This window comes from Flagellimonas cixiensis (assembly GCF_042134615.1).
In the GTDB taxonomy this organism is placed as follows: Bacteria; Bacteroidota; Bacteroidia; order Flavobacteriales; family Flavobacteriaceae; genus Flagellimonas; species Flagellimonas cixiensis.
On sequence record NZ_CP169639.1, the window covers coordinates 2382730 to 2402369 of the forward strand.

Genomic DNA, 19640 nt, shown 5'->3' on the forward strand with positions numbered 1-19640 from the left:
GATGGGATTAAATAAAGTCCAAATCCTTTGCAAGCGCATAAAGTGTTAACAAAACTCCCCTTACTTTCCTATCTTTGAACATTAGCAAAGAACACAAGATGAGCTTATTCAAAAATATATTTTCCAAGGAGAAAAAAGAGACCTTGGACAAAGGTCTTGAAAAGTCAAAAAGCAGCTTTTTTGGCAAGTTAGGCAAGGCCGTCGCCGGTAAATCCAAGGTGGATGATGAGGTGTTGGATAACTTGGAGGAGGTTTTGGTGACTTCGGATGTGGGGGTTAATACCACCCTAAAGATCATTGAGCGTATTGAAGAGCGTGTTTCCCGTGACAAATATATGGGCACGGATGAGCTCAATACCATTCTTCGAGAAGAAATTGCGGGCTTACTTTCCGAAACAAATTCAGGAGATGCTTCCGAAATTACAGTTCCAAACGATAAAAAACCATATGTGATCATGGTGGTCGGTGTAAATGGTGTAGGCAAGACCACGACCATTGGAAAATTGGCTCATCAATTCAAAAACAAAGGTTATAAAGTAGTGTTGGGTGCGGCCGATACCTTCCGTGCTGCCGCTATTGACCAATTGGAAGTTTGGGCCAAGCGTGTGGATGTGCCCATCGTCAAACAAAAAATGGGGAGCGACCCTGCCTCTGTTGCTTTCGATACCTTAAATTCTGCAGTAGCCGAAAATGCTGATGTGGTATTGGTTGATACTGCCGGACGTTTGCATAACAAAGTTAATTTGATGAACGAGCTTTCCAAAGTAAAGCGCGTAATGCAAAAAGTAGTGCCTGATACCCCACACGAAGTCCTTTTGGTGTTGGATGGTTCCACAGGGCAAAATGCCTTTGAACAAGCCAAACAATTCACCAAAGCGACCGAAGTGACCAGTTTGGCAGTGACGAAATTAGACGGTACAGCCAAAGGTGGTGTGGTGATCGGAATTTCTGACCAATTCCAAATTCCCGTTAAATACATTGGTGTAGGAGAGGGGATCGAGGACCTTCAGGTGTTCAATAAGTTCGAATTTGTCGATTCGTTTTTCAAACTATAAATATCCTTATGACTAGATTTTTTTTGTGCTCCTTGGTGTTGATGGCTTTTGTTTCCTGTAAACAAAACGAAACAACATCCAAGGAAGAAGTTGTGCTTTGGACTCCTTATAACGATTCTGCCGAAGTGGCTGCCAATGCCGAGAATGAGAACAAAAGAATGAGATACAAGTTCATTCAAAGTAAGGTGTTGGACAAGAACGAGGTGTTTTTGCCCTTGTATGATGAGGTGTCACAATTTACCGAGGAGCAATACGAAAAAATGAAACCTTTGGTGTTGGAGCAGGATATTCCCTCCATTCAAGATCAAATTGACGAAGGTGCCTTTACCTACGAAGACTTGGTGTTGTTCTATTTGCACCGAATTTATAAATACGAACTACCGAACAATACAACCCTAAATACGGTAATCGCTTTAAATCCTAATGTGTTGGAAGAAGCCCGAGCATTGGACAAAAGTAAAGGTTCTCACCACCTTATTTATGGTATGCCCATTTTGTTGAAAGATAATGTCGGGACTGCAGAAATGCACACCACGGCAGGAGCGATTGCCTTAAGGGAAAATCAAACCGATGATGCCTTTATTGTGGAACGATTGAAAGAAAAGGGTGCCTTGATTTTAGGGAAAGTAAACCTAAGTGAATGGGCCAATTTTATTTGTCAAGGCTGCCCCAACGGTCAGAGTGCTGTTGGCGGACAAACCTTGAATCCTTACGGAAGACGGGTCTTTGATACAGGGGGTTCCAGCGCAGGAAGCGGCACTTCAACCGCTGCAAACTATGCGGTGGGTGCGGTTGGCACAGAAACTTCGGGCAGTATTTTGTCACCCTCAAGCAGCAGTTCTATCGTAGGTTTAAAACCGACTATCGGATTGTTGAGCAGAACGGGAATTGTTCCCATCTCAAGTACGTTGGATACGCCTGGCCCAATGACCAAAAACGTGACCGATAATGCCATTTTGTTGGATGCCATGTTGGGCAAGGATGAAGCCGATTTTAAATCCGTAGCTCCAGAAGCAGACATCACATCGGCTTGGGAAGCACCAGTAACATTAAGTGAAATCCGCTTGGGTGTAATGAAAAATCTTTTGGAAAGAGATTTCCTGTATGCTGCCAATGTCGAAATTTTGCGTAATGCAGGAGCCCAAGTCATCGAGTTTGAGCCTGACAATGTGCCATTGGATGGATTTACCACCTTGTTGAACTTGGATATGCGAGCAGATTTACCTGCCTATATCGAATCACAAGTGAAAAACAAAGACGTGGTAAAAGTGGCTTCGGTGGCTGATGTGGTGGAATTCAACAAACAGGACTCCTTGGTTCGAATTCCCTATGGTCAAGGCAGTTTTGACGGTATTTTGGCCGATACCACTACAGCGGAACAATTTGAAATCATCAAAGAGAATTTGATGGAATCTGGGAGGGCGTTCTTCAAAATCATGGAAGAGAAGCAACTGGATGCCGTGTTGAGTATAAACAATTACCATGCAGGCTATGCCGCCGTTGCCGAATATCCCGCACTCACAATTCCGATGGGCTATATGCCAACAGGGCAACCCAAAGGGTTGACATTGATTGGAAAGCCGTTTACAGAAGTCCTCCTTTTAAGAATTGGGAAAGCCTATGAAGATTTGACCCATGCAAGGAAAATTCCAGTAGGTTACAAAGATTAATACTGCTCACAGCTCTTTTTAAAATAATTAAGGAATACAATTATAATGCGCTGTGTTGTTGTATTTTTGCACCCCAATTATAGCAGCTATGCGGACAAAATCCTTAAAGAAGAACAAGATCAATGTGGTAACCTTGGGTTGTAGCAAAAATGTCTACGACTCCGAAGTGTTAATGGGTCAATTGCGAGCCAACAACAAAGAGGTCGCTCATGAAGAGGAAGGCAATGTGGTGGTGATCAACACCTGCGGATTTATTGCCAATGCCAAGGAGGAAAGCGTCAATACCATTTTGGAGTACGTTCAGAAAAAGGAATCCGGTGATGTGGACAAGGTTTTTGTGACAGGGTGTTTGAGTGAGCGCTATAAGCCAGATTTGGAAAAGGAGATTCCGAATGTGGATGAATATTTTGGAACCAGTGACCTGCCCAATTTATTGAAAGCCCTTGGGGCGGATTACAAGCACGAGCTGATCGGCGAGCGGTTGACCACTACCCCGAAAAACTATGCCTATTTAAAAATTGCAGAAGGTTGCGACCGACCTTGTTCCTTTTGTGCCATCCCATTAATGCGCGGAAAACACAAGAGTACTCCGATTGAGGATTTGGTGCAAGAGGCTGAAAAATTGGCTGCCAAAGGGGTAAAAGAATTGATTTTGATTGCACAGGACCTTACCTATTATGGTCTTGATTTGTATAAAAAACGAAACTTGGCCGAATTGCTACAGGCATTGGTGAAAGTGGAGGGCATTGAATGGATCCGTTTACACTACGCATTCCCAACAGGATTCCCGATGGATGTTTTGGAGGTGATGCGCAATGAGCCCAAGATTTGTAACTACATCGACATTCCGTTGCAGCATATTTCTGATGCCATACTTAAAAGTATGCGTCGCGGGACTACCCAAGCCAAAACCACCAAGTTGCTTCAAGAATTTAGAGCTGCAGTTCCCGAAATGGCAATTCGTACCACGTTGATTGTTGGCTACCCTGGAGAAACCGAAGAAGATTTCCAGATTTTGAAAGATTGGGTAAAGGAAATGCGTTTTGAGCGTTTGGGCTGTTTTACCTACAGTCACGAGGAGAATACCCATGCCTATAATCTCGAAGATGATGTTCCTGAAGCGGTAAAACAAGAGCGTGCAAATGCCATAATGGAAATTCAATCGCAGATTTCTTGGGAATTGAACCAAGAAAAAATTGGCGAGACCTTCCGTTGTATCATCGATAGAAAAGAAGGCAATCATTTTGTGGGACGTACTGAGTTTGATTCACCCGATGTGGACAATGAAGTGCTGATAGATGCCACCAAACACTATGTGAAGATTGGTGATTTTGTCAACATTAAAATTGTGGATGCCACCGATTACGATTTGTACGGCGAACCTGCCTAACGGTCTTGTAATAGGTTGATGCTTTCCGGCTCCACAGGATTTTCCGCGGAAAGCAAAGCAGTTTTAATCACTTCGCTCCAAATGGCATACCCTTTTTTGTTTAAGTGCAACCCGTCGGACATGTAAAGTTCGGGTTTGGGACGGTTGTCAGCCGTAATCATTTGCCCAAAAACATTGATGAACTGCGCATTCAATTCCCCGATGACATATTTGGAGAGTAAAATATTGGTTTCAATGATCAATGGAATCATGGCCTCGCGTTCAATACTGGGTTTTAAACTCACAAAGGCCAAAGGAACTCCAGGGTATTTTTTTTGGATGAGGCCAACCAGTTTGTTGCAATCGTTCAATACCTCTTGGGGCGTTTTACCTTGATGAAGATCATTTTCTCCCGCATAGAGCACAATTTTGCTCGGGGTTGCACCCTCAAAAATTTCATCAAAATAATGGATGCACCAAGCAAAAGTGGAGCCACCGAAACCAAGGTTCATCACATTAAAAGGCTCCAGATCTTTTTTCATGCTCACCCAAAGTCGTACGGAAGAACTGCCATAAAAAATAATGAGGTCTTCTTTTTCCTTCAATGTGGCCACTCGACGTTTTAATCGCTTGATTTCGTTCCGCCAAATTTCTGGTGGCTCTTCCGAAATGGTGGAAACTGGAGCCATCAAGAGTTCTTCGGCCCGTTTTCGAGCTTGGTCCACATAGTTTTTATAGCATTCTTGGTAATACTTTACAAACTTGGACAGCGAATCCATGTCGTTGTTGGGAAGCTTTTCACTTAGGTTAAATGCTGGTAGAATTTTACAATACAGCGGCCCATTGGAAATTCTTTTGTCAAAATTCGCCAACACCAAGGGGACAATATAAGGTTCTGGTTCTGCCGTCATGGCTAGTTTAAACACCCCCATTTTAAATGGTCCTGGCGATTCTTCGGTCGAATAGGATGTGCCTTCTGGACTAATCACCAAATTCTGTCCATTTTTCAAACAATCAGCAGCAGTTTGATAAAAAATACTTCGGGTTTCCTTTTTACTTTTTTTGTCAACTGTTTCGGATTCCTTGGTGTAGACATTAATGTATCCCAATTTGTTGTAATAATTCTGATGTCCATATTCCTGTCCCCGACCAATGCGAACCGTTCTAATTCCAGGGGAACCATATTTATCATTCAAAATTTTAGCGCTGATAAAATGAGAGTCCAAGGTGATTTGAAACTTATTGTTCAGCGTGTAATAGGAGTGGTTATACAGGTGATTGTATATAAATATACAACCGCTCTTTTCAGGGAGGTTTTCCCAACCTTCAATATGATAAGGAGCATGGTCGAATACTTGACTAGTGGCTTTGGCGCAGGCTTTACGGATGGCTTCGGAGTCATTACTGTGTTTTTCCGCAACCGTTTCATAAATATGTTGCAGGCCTTTGGCAAACTTTAGCTCTTGCATGTCCTCTTGAAGGAGTTCCAAACTTAAGGAAGCAATGTGTCTTTCCAAATGCGAGCCATTACTGATCAAATCAGATAGGGCATCGTAGGCCAATTGTTTGGTATTGGTGTTGGAAAGTAAATGGGCAACCTGATGCAGGGGGGATGAAAGTGCCAATCGGGATTTATTGTTCTCGATCAATTGAAAAACCGCTTGCAAATTGTGTTTTCCTAAAAGTCCGACGTAACGCACAAAAGCCGCATTGATTTGATTGCCCATTAACCATAGCAACCGCATAAAAAAGCTTTGGGCAAATATTTTATCTGTTTGGAACAGGGATAGCAAGTCTTTTTGATGGATGAAATAAAGCGATGTTTTTTGGGTGGTAACGGCGGAGCAAATATCCTTTTCACCCATGGTGCACGACCAACCAAAAATAAATCCTGTATTGTTAATGGCTCTTTGGCGGATCTCAATATTCCCTTCCAATCGCTTTATGGCGACTTCACCATGAATAAGAATAAACAGACCATTGGTCAATCTATCTTGAATATAGAGGACTTCGTCAGGCTCATATTCCCTCCGTTCTGCGATGGAGGCTATTTTCGAGAGCTGTCTTTCTTCAAAATGGTCCAAAAATGGGGAACGGCGCATTAAGGAAACCACTTCCGATTTTTCAGCTTCTGGGCTTACAAAAAATGCTCGGTCTTTTTGCAAAGGACGGTATCGGGCAGCTTGGAGTAGGTCGGTTTGTTTTAATAGAGCTTGTCTGAGTTGATGGTAAAGTGAACTGCATATTTTGGAAAGCAGCTTATTTTCATAATCTTCTTGCAGGTAATTTGATACATCCTCAATCGGTACTTCAAAAAAAATGGCTTCGTCAGAAGCAACCACAATTTTATAGGTGTAGCGTTTTCGTTCATTCAGTCCATTGAGTCCCAATGTACTCATGGGTTCTGAAATTTGGCAGACAAGCACTTCGTTCTCCGGTGCTTCAACCGATGTGAAATAATCGAATGTGCCCTGCAACAGCCACCTGAAAGTTTGGACCTTGGTGTGAATATTGCAAATTACGTGGCCTTTTTGGTAGGTGGTGATGACACCGTTGGGAAAACGTTGCTCAAGGTATTCGATGTCTAGTTCAATTTGCCTCACAGGCCCTGATAAAAGTATGGTTTGGTACGGCGAACATCATAAAAAAAAAGGGAGTAGGGAAAGTATTGAGAAATAAAAATCATATTCAAAAAAAGACTTGTCCATGGTCGACAAATTGGTAAAATTCGATACAATCCTTGGAAAATCCGTAATTTCAAAATATGAGAAATCAGGCTTTTAACCTTTTGCAATGGCTTGTAAGGCATTTTAGGAATTATGATATTTCATGACAATGGTCATGGTTTCTGATAGTGCCTTTTGATACTTTTAATCTAAATTTTAAGAACTCTTGACCCTCTTTTGTATTAGGCGTGTTGGCTTGTTGCAAAAGGGTATTGGAATACAACTAATAATCTGCAATTATGGAACAAAATCTAAAAAAGTTAAACATAAGTGTTACCCTGCTCCGTATTCTTATTGGGTGGCATTTTTTATTTGAGGGCGTTGTGAAAATGTACAACCCCGAATGGACCTCTTTTGGGTACCTCGCTACGGCACAAGGACCTTTTGATTGGTTTTTCACCTTTTTATTGGGGAATGTAAATATCGGTTTGATAAATACATTAAATATTGTGGCGCTAATGGTGGTCGGGATTACCTTCACTTTAGGGATTTTCGAGCGCTTGGGCGCCATTGTGGGCATGGGTCTTTTGGCGCTCTACTTTATGGCGCATCCACCATTTCCCGGGTTAACTCAAATAAATGTGGAAGGAAGCTACTGGTTGGTCAATAAAAACTTGATTGAATTGGTCGCATGTCTTGTAATTTATCAAATGCCAACGGGAAGGTATTTTGGACTCGACTACTTAAGAAATAATAAACTCAAAATTCAAAAAACATGAAGTGGACAAGAAGAGACCTTTTAATAGGATTGGGAGGACTTCCCATACTTGGGGCAGTTTGGTGGGCAGGAGCTTCTAAGGTTACCGGGTCCAGAAGTAGTCGTGAAGAAATATTGGAACAACTGAATATTACCCCTTCCTTGCCACCAGCAGTTCCTGGAATTGGGGGTGAACCCGTAAGAATTGGGGTAATCGGTTTTGGTATTCGAGGAGAACAATTGACCCGCGCATTGGGATTTGCAACTCCGGAATGGATAGAAGAACAGCGATTGGCCAATTTGGAAAACCCGGAACATAAAGCTTTGGAGGATTTTTTAAAGCAAGATAAGCTCAATGTGAAATTGGTCGGTATTTGTGATGTGTTCGATGTTAGGGCAGAGAATTTCATCAAAGCATTTTCCACAGAGGAAAATCAAATAAAACGATACCTCACCCATCAAGAAATGATTCAAAGCGGTGATGTGGATGCTGTGGTGATTGCCACGCCAGACCATTGGCATGCACCCATGTCGATTGAAGCTTTAAATAATGACGTGCACGTGTATGTGGAAAAACCTATGACGCATACCGTGGGCGAAACCTACTTGCTCCGCGAAGCTGCTGAAAAATCGAATGCGGTATTTGCAGTTGGGCATCAGCATAGGCAAACTTTAAGTTTTAGTACAGCTAGGGATATAGTTGAAAAAGGAACGCTTGGACATGTTTCACTCATTCAAACCAATACCAACAGAAATGACGATAATGGAGCCTGGAACTATGATATTCATGAAAAAGCCAGCCCTGAAACCATCGATTGGAAACAGTTTCTAGGGTCAGCACCAAAGGTGCCGTTCAATAAAAATAACTTTTTTAGGTGGCGTAAATGGTGGGCATATGGCTCTGGACTTTCGGGTGACCTGTTGACCCACGATTACGACCGATTAAATTGCGTACTCAATATGGGGATTCCATCATCGGTAAGTGCCTCAGGCGGAGTTTACACCCATAATGATGGTAGAAATGTTCCTGATGTGATTCAGGTGAACATGGAATTTCCGGATTTCAGCACCGGTAGCAGTCAAGCAAAAGGCAAAGAAAAAGGGATGACCTTTTGTTACAGTGCCACCTTGGGCAACGGGTTTAACCGTCCCACCATTTTAATGGGGCATGATGCCACCATGGAATTGGGAAATAGACTTACCGTTTGGCCCGATGGCGCTTCTACTCGTTATGCCGAGATGTTGGAAGCTGAAAAAATGAGACCAAATGTGCCCATTTATCAGTACGACCCTGCGGCGAGTTCCACAGATGCCGTGTCTTCGGCCACTTCACAATATTTTGCAGATAAAGGCTTGATGTGGACTTACATCAATGGAGTTCGCGTGGATTCAACCTTTCTGCACATGCGCGAATGGTTGAGCGTTATCAAAAATGGGGGTAAAGTTAGTTGTGGAATCAACGAAGGTTTTGATGAGGCCATTTCAGCTCACATGGCAGGGTTGTCATGGAAATTGGGTCGCCGAATAGAATGGGATAAGGCGAGTGGACAACTTGTTCCCATTGAAGGAGTCGATTTTGACCAAGTCCTCTTGGCCAATGAAAATTGGAATGAACAACCAGAAATGGTTGGTTGAGGTTTCTTGATTTATATGGACCATAGGTCCGGAAAGTGGGATGTTGCCTAGGGTTGGTTACCAAAGGTAATGTCCCATTTTTTTATTGAAACAGTCTAAACATTTCCTGTATAGACCTGTCCGCGATGAGGTTTTAGAATATCCCTAATTTCTTTAAGCTCGAATTCGGCCACTACTAAAAAGGCAATACTGTGGGTGGGACCAAAATGCTCTACACCCGAGAGGTCGAATTTAAGCTCTTCGATCATAACAAATTCCTCCAAGTGTTTTTTATAGTGCTCTGCCGTGTGGGCAGCTCCAGGACCTCTAAAATCCCAAATGATCTTAATTTTTCTGTCCAATACTTTTTCCATGTTTTATGAATTGGTTACGGATATTCCTTCCTCTGCGAAGGCCTTAAAGTCCTCCATATATTTTAAACTCTGTTTTTTAAAGGCTCCGGGCATCAAAAGTCCCATTAATTTCATTCCCAATCCCGAAAATTGGAATTCAGATTCAGAAACCCAACGGGTTTTGCCATCTTCCTCCTTAAAATAATTTTTCTGAATATTGTGCACACCTTTGGTGTCGTAGGTTGTGTGCATTTCATCAGGTAGATTTTTTTTGATGATGGTCTCCACCATGCTCATCTTCCGCTTTCCCATTTGATAGTTCAAGCTCATTTGTGCTCCTTCTTGTCCCGGTATTTTGGAAAGGTGTTCGAAACTAACAAGTCCACGCTGCCAGTGTTTCATGTAATCAGGATTATCCATTTTTTTAATGAATTCGTCCCTGGGAACAGCAACTACGATTTCTGTGGTATACTTCATTAGATTGGCTTTGGCACTAAAGTAAGAATTTCTGCCCATCTACCTTCGATAAAAAAATCTGTTAATGAAATTGAAACCTTCTTGTTGGGGAGTTTCTAATTGTTATTTTTGCGAAATGCTTAAGCTCCAAAAAAATAGCCTGACTTTTCTCTTTGTGCTTAGTGGATTGCTGCTCACCTCGTGTGGGGATTTTTTCAATAAAGAGGAAGAAGGACAGCCGTTGGCCAGGGTCGGGGAAAAATATTTATACAAAGAAGACATTGCCCGATTGGTACAGGATGATATGTCTGCCCAAGACAGTGCTTTGTTTGTGACCAATTATATAAATAATTGGGCTTCCAAACAGTTATTGCTGTCCAAGTCCAAGATTAATTTACCGGAAGAAAAACTGGCCGAATTCGATAGGTTGGTTTCCGATTATAGGGCCGACTTGTACACCCGTGCCTATATTGAAGCCTTGGTGATGCAAGCACAAGATACGGCCGTTACCAAGAACCAGCTTCAAGAGTATTACGAACGTGAGATGGAAAACTTTAGGCTACGCGAAAAGTTGGTCCAGCTGCGGTTTGTGGGCATGTCCAACCAATTTTTAGATCTTGAAGGGGTAAAGAACAAAATCAGAAATTGGAGTGATTCAGATAAGACCTATTTGGATTCCATTGCGGTGCAGTTCAAAAAAATACATTTTAACGATTCCATTTGGGTGAGTGCTTCCAGAGTAATTGAGGAAATTCCGCCATTAACATCCTTAAATGAAGGGTCGAACTTAAAAAAATCACAATTTTTTGAGTTGCAAGACTCCTTAGAGGTATATTTGGGCATGGTGACCAACGTATTGGAAGTCAACGATACAGCACCATTTGAATATGTAGAGCCCGATATCAAACAATTGATATTGAACCGCAGACGATTGAACTACGTAAAAAAATTGGAAACCGAAATAATAGATGAAGCTATTAAGAAGAATGAATTTGAGGTTTATGAAAATAAAAACTAACGGAATTTTTGCACTAGCGTTTCTGGGATTGACCATGACCGCGCAAGCACAAGAAACAGATCAGGCGTTGGCATCCAAGGATACCACGGCCAGTGCCAATAGAGTAAAATTGGATGGAATTGCAGCCGTAATCGGCGACTATGTGATTTTGGAGTCTGATATCGACAAAACCTTAATAGACCTTCAAAACCAAGGAGCCTCTACGGAAGATGTTACCCGTTGCGGTCTATTGGGCAAATTGATGGAAGATAGATTGTATGCGCACCAAGCGATACAGGATAGTTTGTTGGTGAGCGATGATCAAGTGAATGCACAGAGTGATTCCCAAATTCAACAACTTTCGCAGCAAATTGGTAGTGTGGAAAAAATGTTGCGCTATTATAAAAAGCCCGACATGGAAAGTTTTCGCGAAGAGCTCTTTGAAATCAACAAGCTTCGTATGTTGTCCGAGCAAATGCAAAGTAAAATTGTTGAAGGGGTTGAGGTAACCCCAGAAGAAGTGCGTCAGTTCTTTTATAAGATTCCAGAGGATGAAAGACCGGTGTTTGGAGCCGAACTCGAAATTGCCCAAATTGTAAAACAACCCGAAGCTCCAGAAGAGGAGAAGCAAAAGGTGATCAATGCTCTAAAAGAAATTAGGCAAGATGTGGTGGAGAATGATGGTAATTTCCGAGTAAAGGCAATTTTGCATTCACAAGACCCAGGTTCAAGACCAAATGGTGGTTTTTATAGCATCACCAAGGAAACAGGATTTGTAAAGGAATTTAAAGACGTGGCCTTCAGCTTAAGGGAGGGTGAGGTTTCAGAGCCTTTTGAGACGACCTTTGGTTATCATATCATTTATGTGGAGAAAATCAGAGGACAGGAAAGAGATATTCGTCACATCCTAATGATACCAGAAATTCCACAAAGCGCTATCGACAAGGCAATGACCGAATTGGATAGCATCCGTCAGCAAGTAATAGATGGTAAATACACTTTTGCCGAGGCAGCACTTAATTTCTCAGATGAAAAAGAGACCAAGTTTGATGGAGGTTTGTTGCGTAACCCGATCAACTTCGATTCCCGTTTTGAATTGACCAAAATGGACCCAAGCTTGTATAACCAAGTGCGTAACCTGAAGGATGGTGAAATTTCAAGACCGATTCGTGAGGATGATCCTAGGGGAGGGGCTCCCAAGTTGAAAATCATGAAAATCTCCAATCGCTACGACGAGCATAAGGCGGATTTCGCGAAAGATTACCTTAAAATCCAAGAATTGGCCTTGCGTGAAAAACAATTTAAGGCCATTAAGGAGTGGATGGAGGAGCATATCGAGGACACTTATATCCATGTGAACGAGTATAACAGAAGCTGCGATTTTGCAAACAACTGGGTAAAAGAGTAATTGAATGTCTGACGTAACTGCCGTTGAAAATCTAGTTAAAAAACACCAAGAACTTAAAAAGGAAATTGCCAAGGTCATTGTTGGCCAAGAACAGGTAATTGAACAAATACTACTGTCCATATATACAGGAGGACATTCCCTTTTAATTGGTGTTCCCGGTTTGGCAAAGACCTTAATGGTCAACACGATTGCGCAAACTTTAGGACTGGATTTTAAACGCATTCAGTTTACGCCCGATTTAATGCCCAGTGATATTTTGGGAAGTGAGGTGTTGGACAAGGACCGTAACTTTAAATTTATCATGGGGCCTGTTTTCGGAAACATCATCCTTGCCGACGAAATCAACAGAACCCCGCCAAAAACCCAAGCCGCCTTATTAGAGGCCATGCAGGAACGAGCGGTGACCATTGCCGGAAAACAACACAAGCTCAACAAGCCATACTTTGTATTGGCTACACAAAACCCGATAGAACAAGAGGGGACGTATCCGCTTCCCGAAGCACAGTTGGATAGGTTCATGTTCGCTATTGAATTAAAATACCCATCCATCGCAGAAGAAATCCAAGTGGTGAAATCTACCACCACAGATGACGAGGTAAGTATCAATAGCCTTTTCAATGCCGAGGAGATTATCGAAGTACAGCATTTGGTGCGCAGAATCCCAATTGCGGATAATGTGGTGGATTACACCGTGCGATTGGTGCACAGTACTAGACCGGGCATGGAAAGCGCTTCCGATTATGTGAATAATTATGTGGATTGGGGGGCTGGACCAAGGGCTTCACAGAATTTGGTGTTGGCCGCCAAAGCCCATGCCGCCATACATGGTAAGTTCTCTCCCGACATCGAAGATGTAAAAGCGGTAGCTGTTGGTATACTTCGACATAGGATTCTAAAAAACTACAAAGCAGAAGCCGAAGGCATCTCAGAAGAAGCCATCATCTCCCATTTGTTATAGATATCAAACTTTTGCCAATTATTTAGGTTGATTCTAATTCCAAAATACTTAGCATTTTAGTAAATTTACCAAATTACTAAAATCTTAAAATTCATTTAATAGAATGGCATTTGATATAGACATGATTAAGGGTGTCTACGCTTCCATGGGGGAACGTGTAGATAAAGCCCGGGAACTGGTTGGTAAACCATTGACTTTAGCTGAAAAAATATTGTATTCCCACCTCTGGGATGGTACACCGACCACAAAGTTTACCCGTGGCAAAGATTATGTTGATTTTGCGCCAGATAGAATCGCTTGCCAAGATGCTACCGCTCAGATGGCTTTGTTGCAGTTTATGCAGGCCGGAAAAGATAAAGTGGCCGTTCCAACAACTGTACACTGCGACCACTTGATTCAAGCAAAGGAAGGTGCTGCAACCGATTTAAAACATGCTAATGAGACCAGTAAGGAAGTTTTTGATTTCTTAGGTTCGGTTTCCAACAAATACGGAATCGGCTTCTGGGAACCAGGAGCTGGTATTATTCACCAAGTAGTATTGGAAAATTATGCCTTCCCTGGAGGTATGATGATCGGTACCGACTCCCACACCGTTAATGCCGGTGGATTGGGAATGGTGGCCATAGGTGTTGGTGGTGCCGATGCTGTGGATGTAATGGCCGGTATGGCTTGGGAACTGAAATTCCCAAAATTGATCGGTGTAAAATTGACCGGAAAACTTTCTGGTTGGACTGCACCAAAAGATGTAATCCTAAAAGTTGCTGAAATCCTAACCGTAAAGGGAGGAACTGGAGCAATTGTAGAATATTTTGGCCCAGGAGCCACTTCCATGTCATGTACAGGAAAAGGAACCATTTGTAACATGGGTGCTGAAATTGGAGCAACCACTTCAACTTTCGGATATGATGAGTCTATGGAGCGCTACTTGAGAGCTACCGATAGAGCTGATGTGGCCGATGCTGCAAATGAAATTAAAGAGCATTTGACTGCTGACCCAGAAGTGTATGCTAACCCAGAGCAATATTTTGACCAAGTGATTGAAATCAACTTGTCTGAATTAAAGCCCTTGCTAAACGGACCTTTTACTCCAGATTTGGCTACCGAAGTAGGTACTATGACCGATAAGGCGATAGCTAACGATTGGCCATTGGCAGTAGAGTGGGGATTGATAGGTTCTTGTACCAACTCTTCTTATGAAGATTTGTCGAGAGCATCGTCCATTGCACAACAAGCTTTGGATAAAAAATTAAAGACAAAAGCTGAATTCGGAATCAATCCAGGTTCTGAACAGGTACGATATACCACGGAGCGTGATGGAATTTTGGAAATCTTTGAAAAATTGGATGCCAAAATTTTTACCAATGCTTGTGGACCATGTATTGGTCAGTGGGGACGTTACGAAGACCCAAAGAATGCACCAAAGAACAGTATTGTGCATTCCTTCAACCGTAACTTCGCCAAGCGCGCCGATGGTAACCCAAATACACACGCTTTTGTAGCATCCCCAGAAATGACGGCTGCTATTGCCATTGCAGGTCGTTTGGATTTCAATCCATTGACGGACACCTTGATCAATGAGGATGGTGAAGAGGTAATGTTGGATGAGCCAACAGGCTGGGAATTGCCACCAAAAGGATTTGAAGTAAAAGAGAACGGATATGTTGATCCCGTGGAAGACGGAAGTGGAGTAGATGTAATCGTTGCGACTGATTCTGAGCGTTTGCAACTGTTGACGCCGTTCGAGCCAATAACTCCAGAAAGCCTTCAAGGGATGAAGTTGTTGATCAAAGCTTTTGGAAAATGTACCACAGACCACATTTCTATGGCTGGACCATGGTTGCGTTATAGAGGTCATTTGGACAATATCGCCAACAATACTTTGATTGGAGCTGTGAATGCTTTCAACCAAAAAACCAACTTTGTTAAAAATCAATTGAACGGAGAGTACGGTGGAGTGCCAGATACCCAACGTGAATACAAAAAAGCAGGAATCAAAACCATCGTTGTGGGTGACCATAACTATGGAGAGGGTTCTTCAAGGGAGCACGCAGCCATGCAGCCACGTCACTTGGGCGTAGCCGCTGTTTTGGTGAAATCTTTCGCAAGGATTCACGAAACCAACTTGAAAAAACAAGGGATGTTGGCCTTGACTTTCGCTAATGAGAGTGATTACGATTTGATTCAAGAAGATGATACCTTCAACTTTTTGGACATTGATCAATTTGCTCCAGATAAGCCATTGACCATTGAGGTAGTGCATGCGGATGGCAGCAAGGACACTGTAATTGCCAACCACTCATACAACAATGCTCAAATTGCATGGTTTAATGAAGGTTCAGCATTGAACTTGATCAAAAAGCAGAATGCTTAATTGTATCTAAATAATTTGTAGGAACTCCTGATAGGGTAAAAGCTGTCAGGAGTTTTTAATTTTTACGAAATCCCCAATAGATGAAAATCAGTAAAAAGTCGGTACTCAATATTATTTTGTTCCTTTTTGTGCTATCCTTTTTTGTTACCCCAATGGGATATTATGGGAAGCTTTTGTTGAATCGTATTTTTTCATTTTCACCCCACGTGATTGAAGCTTCGGAACGACAAAAAATCACCGACTACGATTGGAAACTCAAGGATGCCGATTGGAACTTCTTTAATTTTGAAAAATCTAAAGGCAAGGTGGTTTTTGTAAACTTTTGGGCTTCTTGGCGACTACCTTCTGAAGCGGAATTGGTGAGCATTCAAGAACTATATGATAAGTATAAGGGTCAAATGGACTTCTATATCATTACAAATGAAGAGCAGGCTCCAGTTGAGGCTTTTATGGCCGAACATGAGTTTACGTTTCCAGTAACTTATTTGATTATTGGCGAAAAAATGCCGTTGGATGCCAGTGAGGTGCCAGCGTCTTATTTGATAGATAAATCAGGAAATATCGTAATACATAAAGAGGGTATTGCGGATTGGACTACAAATAAGGTCTACAAACTGTTGGATACATTGATTGCAGAATAATCAAAATGAAAATCACAAAGGAACAAATGAGCAATGGCATCTGGATATTGGCCATTCTATTGATTTTATTCACTCCAGTGGGATTCCATGCACGCGTAATGGTAAACAAAATCAAGATGTTTGTGATGAATGCTGATGAGGTGGATGGTGATGAGCAGGTTACTTTGGAAAATTACCGTTGGGACTTGGTAGATTTGGAAGGAAACCGATTTTCTTTTGCCTCAACCCAAGGAAAAGTGGTGGTGGTAAATATTTGGGCCACTTGGTGTCCTCCATGTGTGGCAGAGCTTCCAAGCTTTGCAGATTTATATGCGGATTATCAGGATAAAGTGGTTTTTGCCTTCGTGGCCAATGATGAAAAGGAAAAAGTAGCGGCTTTTATCAAGAAAAAAGGGTATGAACTTCCGGTTTATTTTCAAGCTTCTCCAACACCACCTGAAATGGATAGCACTACAATACCAGCTTCTTTTGTGATCAGTAAGAGTGGCAAAATAGTAGTGGAAGAAAAAGGTGCCGTAAACTGGAACTCATCACCTACCCGCGAACTTTTAGACCAATTATTGGCGGAATAGGTTAGTTGTTCTTAAAGTATTTAAAGGGAACCACCAACATTCCAAAACATTCCCCATCATCTTTACCCAAGTGCTTGTGATGCATTTTATGGGCTCTTCGTACCGCTCTGGCATATCGGTTATTGGCATTCCGAAACATTTTAAAGCGCTGGTGAATAAAAATATCATGAACCAAAAAATAGGCAATGCCATAGGCTAAAATACCAAAACCCAAGGGCCATCCATACCAAAAAGAAGTGTAGCTTCCCAAATAAAAGAGACACATGCTAACCACGGCATAGAAGATAAAGAAGGCATCGTTACGCTCAAACCACGAGTCGTGGTCCTTTTTGTGGTGGTCGCGATGCAAGGTCCATAAAAAGCCGTGCATCACATATTTGTGCGTAAACCACGCCATAAATTCCATAAAGCAAAAGGTGGCCAAAAATATCAGTATCCAAATTGCTATGTTCATTGTACCAATTGTAGTTTATAGTTTACATAAGACTGTGCCAACAACCCTATTTTCTGGTAATTGGGTACTCTTATTCTCGCATTTTTAATTTCAAGAGGAGGGGTAGCCTGTAGTTTGTGCAGTAATTTTTTGTAGTATCGATAGGCTGTGTACACCCCAAATTTAGCTTGTTCGGGCAATTTAACAATACCAGAATAACCTAGGGCAAAATCAGCTTTTATTTCATCAACAATGCGTTTTTTCGAAGTTTCGTCCAGTTCCAATAGGTTGGTGTTTGGAAAATAGGTTCTATTTAAATCTTCAAAATCTGCTTTTAGGTCACGTAAAAAGTTCACCTTTTGAAACGCTGAACCCAAAGCCATGGCCGATTCCTTCAATTCCTCATATTTCTCCTTGTCACCCTTCACAAAAACACAAAGGCACATGAGTCCCACCACATCGGCAGATCCATAAATATATTCTCTATACTCCTCAAAAGTGAGGTATTTCTTTTTAGTGAGGTCCATGCGCATACTCTTCATGAAAGCCTCCACCAAGTGATGTGGAATGTCGTATTGATGATAGGTATGCTGAAAGGCATTTAAAATGGGATTAAGACTGATTTTATGCTCAATCGCCAAGTTCATGTCCTTTTCAAAATCTTCAAACAACCTAGCCTTATCATACTCATGGAAAGTGTCCACAATCTCATCCGCAAAGCGAACAAAACCGTAAATGTTATAAATGTCCGCCCTAATGGAAGGCGCCAACATTTTAGTGGCTAATGAAAATGAAGTACTGTAAGATTGGGTTACAATTTTGCTGCAATTGTAAGAAACATCATCAAAAATAGTTTTCATTTGTTAATGGTTTTGGTGATTAAATCAGCTACCAATTTCCCTGAAATTAGGGAGGGGGGTACTCCTGGCCCTGGAACCGTCAGCTGACCGGTAAAAAACAAATTTTTTACCTTACTACTTTTGAGGTTAGGTCGCAAAAAAGCAGTCTGTTTCAACGTGTTGGCCATACCATACGCATTCCCTTTGTAGGAATTGTACTGTTCAACAAAGTCGTTTACACAGAAACTTTCCTTGAATATAATAGATTTTTTGATTTGTTGATTGGTCAATCGTTCAAATCTATCTATCACAATATCAAAATATTGCTCTCGCAATTCGGGTGTATCCTCTAAACCTGGGGCAATGGGAACCAGAAAAAAACCGGTCTCTTGCCCGTCTGGGGCCATGCTGGCGTCGGTTTTAGAAGGGAAGTTTACATAGAACAAAGGATTACTTGGCCATTGCGGGTCGTCATAAATTTCTTGCGCATGTACTTCAAAATCCGTGTCAAAAAATAAATTGTGATGTTCTATATTCTGTAATTTTTTATCGAAACCGATATAAAATAACAACGATGATGGTGCATAAGTTCTTTTTTCCCAATACGATTCAGAGTATTGTCGGTACTTTTTATCCAATAATGTTTCCGAGTGGTGGTAATCGGCTCCACTGATCACGTAATCTGCAATATGGCTTTTCCCTTTGGAGCGAATGCCCAAAACTTCACCATCTGAAACAAGTATGTTGCTGACCGGACTATCGGTATGGATCTGAACTCCAAGCTCTTCGGCCAAACTTTTCATGGCTTTAATGATTTCATACATGCCTCCTTTAGGATGCCAAGTTCCCAAACCGAAATCGGCAAAGTTCATAAAGTTGTAAAAAGAAGGGGTATTACTGGGTTTAGCGCCCAAAAATAGTACGGGAAACTCCAAAGTGGAAACCAGTTTTGGGTTTTTAAAGCGCTTGCGTACCTCTTGACTGATGGTTTTAAAAAATTGGTCAACCTTTAAAATGGTCTCCTTGGTCACAAGTTCAAAGGGAGACAGCCCTGGGCGCAATACCACCTTATTTATGGCAATGTTGTAGTTTTCCTGAGCCTGACCGATAAAATTCCTCAGGTGCTTGCTGCTACCGGATTCGATACGTTCAAATTCGTCGCAAATAGCGTCCATGCAATCTCCGATTGTGATCGTGTCGTCCTCAAAAAATATTTTATAAGCCGGGTTCAATTTGTCCAATTGGTAGTAGTCTGAAGTTTTTTTGCCAAAATCCCCAAAGAACTTATCAAAAATGTCAGGCATCCAATACCAACTTGGACCAATATCAAAAGTAAAACCATCTTTAACCAACTGTCTGGCCCTACCGCCAACGGTTGAATTCTTTTCGAATATTTCCACTTCAAACCCTGATTTTGCCAAATAACAGGCAGCAGAAAGTGAAGAGAATCCAGAACCGACGACAATAGCTTTTTTCATAGT

At 41.8% G+C, this 19640-nt stretch carries 17 protein-coding genes; 11 read left to right on the forward strand and 6 right to left on the reverse strand.

The annotated features are described in order from the left end of the window. The first annotated feature begins 98 nt into the window (after nt 1-98). The 3 genes from ftsY to rimO all read left to right on the forward strand — a co-directional run bounded on the left by ftsY (nt 99) and on the right by rimO (nt 4115). A complete protein-coding gene (gene ftsY / locus ABT310_RS10680) occupies nt 99-1055 on the forward strand; it encodes a signal recognition particle-docking protein FtsY (protein WP_375323881.1) in 957 nt (318 codons plus the stop codon). 8 nt (nt 1056-1063) lie between these two features. Next, the gene (locus tag ABT310_RS10685; protein ID WP_375323882.1) at nt 1064-2725 is read left to right on the forward strand and encodes an amidase family protein; all 1662 of its coding nucleotides are present in this window, start codon (nt 1064-1066) and stop codon (nt 2723-2725) included. 88 nt (nt 2726-2813) lie between these two features. Then, complete coding sequence (gene rimO / locus ABT310_RS10690; RefSeq protein WP_375323883.1) at nt 2814-4115, forward strand: 30S ribosomal protein S12 methylthiotransferase RimO; 1302 nt, start codon at nt 2814-2816, stop codon at nt 4113-4115. On the opposite strand, the gene ABT310_RS10695 is transcribed toward rimO, so the two are convergent. Continuing rightward, on the reverse strand, nt 4112-6697 hold the full coding sequence (locus ABT310_RS10695; protein WP_375323884.1) for a cyclic nucleotide-binding domain-containing protein: 2586 nt from the start codon (nt 6695-6697) through the stop codon (nt 4112-4114). The genes rimO and ABT310_RS10695 overlap by 4 nt on opposite strands. A 362-nt stretch (nt 6698-7059) precedes the next feature. Between ABT310_RS10695 and ABT310_RS10700 the strand changes: the two genes are divergently transcribed. Beyond that, nucleotides 7060-7539, forward strand: a complete 480-nt coding sequence (locus tag ABT310_RS10700; protein WP_375323885.1) for a DoxX family protein — start codon at nt 7060-7062, stop codon at nt 7537-7539. Then, nucleotides 7536-9152, forward strand: a complete 1617-nt coding sequence (locus ABT310_RS10705; RefSeq protein WP_375323886.1) for a Gfo/Idh/MocA family protein — start codon at nt 7536-7538, stop codon at nt 9150-9152. The genes ABT310_RS10700 and ABT310_RS10705 overlap by 4 nt, the downstream gene beginning before the upstream one ends. A gap of 95 nt (nt 9153-9247) precedes the next feature. Here ABT310_RS10705 and ABT310_RS10710 read toward each other — a convergent pair whose 3' ends face one another. Together ABT310_RS10710 and ABT310_RS10715 are read right to left on the reverse strand one after the other, a co-directional pair. Then, complete coding sequence (locus tag ABT310_RS10710; RefSeq protein ID WP_375323887.1) at nt 9248-9505, reverse strand: hypothetical protein; 258 nt, start codon at nt 9503-9505, stop codon at nt 9248-9250. 3 nt (nt 9506-9508) lie between these two features. After that, entirely contained in the window at nt 9509-9961 is a 453-nt protein-coding gene (locus ABT310_RS10715) for an SRPBCC family protein (RefSeq protein ID WP_375323888.1), read from the reverse strand. A gap of 115 nt (nt 9962-10076) precedes the next feature. Between ABT310_RS10715 and ABT310_RS10720 the strand changes: the two genes are divergently transcribed. The 6 genes from ABT310_RS10720 (at nt 10077) to ABT310_RS10745 (ending at nt 16887) form a co-directional block, all read left to right on the forward strand. After that, on the forward strand, nt 10077-10958 hold the full coding sequence (locus tag ABT310_RS10720; RefSeq protein ID WP_375323889.1) for a peptidyl-prolyl cis-trans isomerase: 882 nt from the start codon (nt 10077-10079) through the stop codon (nt 10956-10958). Next, entirely contained in the window at nt 10942-12345 is a 1404-nt protein-coding gene (locus ABT310_RS10725; RefSeq protein ID WP_375323890.1) for a peptidylprolyl isomerase, read from the forward strand. Before ABT310_RS10720 ends, ABT310_RS10725 begins: the two co-directional genes overlap by 17 nt. A 4-nt stretch (nt 12346-12349) precedes the next feature. After that, entirely contained in the window at nt 12350-13303 is a 954-nt protein-coding gene (locus ABT310_RS10730; RefSeq protein WP_375323891.1) for an AAA family ATPase, read from the forward strand. Nucleotides 13304-13406: 103 nt separating this feature from the next. Beyond that, nucleotides 13407-15674: an aconitate hydratase gene (locus ABT310_RS10735; RefSeq protein ID WP_375323892.1), complete on the forward strand. Its 2268-nt coding sequence runs from the start codon at nt 13407-13409 to the stop codon at nt 15672-15674. Between the two features lie 80 nt (nt 15675-15754). After that, entirely contained in the window at nt 15755-16315 is a 561-nt protein-coding gene (locus tag ABT310_RS10740; RefSeq protein ID WP_375323893.1) for a TlpA family protein disulfide reductase, read from the forward strand. A gap of 5 nt (nt 16316-16320) precedes the next feature. Continuing rightward, nucleotides 16321-16887, forward strand: coding sequence for a TlpA family protein disulfide reductase (locus ABT310_RS10745; protein WP_375323894.1), 567 nt, complete (start codon nt 16321-16323; stop codon nt 16885-16887). A gap of 1 nt (nt 16888) precedes the next feature. Here the strand turns inward: ABT310_RS10745 and ABT310_RS10750 are convergent, their stop codons facing one another. Genes ABT310_RS10750 through ABT310_RS10760 form a run of 3 tightly spaced genes read right to left on the reverse strand, consistent with a single transcriptional unit; the run spans nt 16889 to nt 19637 of the window. After that, a complete protein-coding gene (locus tag ABT310_RS10750) occupies nt 16889-17341 on the reverse strand; it encodes a beta-carotene hydroxylase (RefSeq protein ID WP_375323895.1) in 453 nt (150 codons plus the stop codon). Beyond that, on the reverse strand, nt 17338-18180 hold the full coding sequence (locus ABT310_RS10755) for a phytoene/squalene synthase family protein (RefSeq protein WP_375323896.1): 843 nt from the start codon (nt 18178-18180) through the stop codon (nt 17338-17340). Before ABT310_RS10755 ends, ABT310_RS10750 begins: the two co-directional genes overlap by 4 nt. Next, nucleotides 18177-19637, reverse strand: coding sequence for a phytoene desaturase family protein (locus tag ABT310_RS10760; RefSeq protein ID WP_375323897.1), 1461 nt, complete (start codon nt 19635-19637; stop codon nt 18177-18179). The genes ABT310_RS10755 and ABT310_RS10760 overlap by 4 nt, the downstream gene beginning before the upstream one ends. Nucleotides 19638-19640 lie beyond the last annotated feature (3 nt).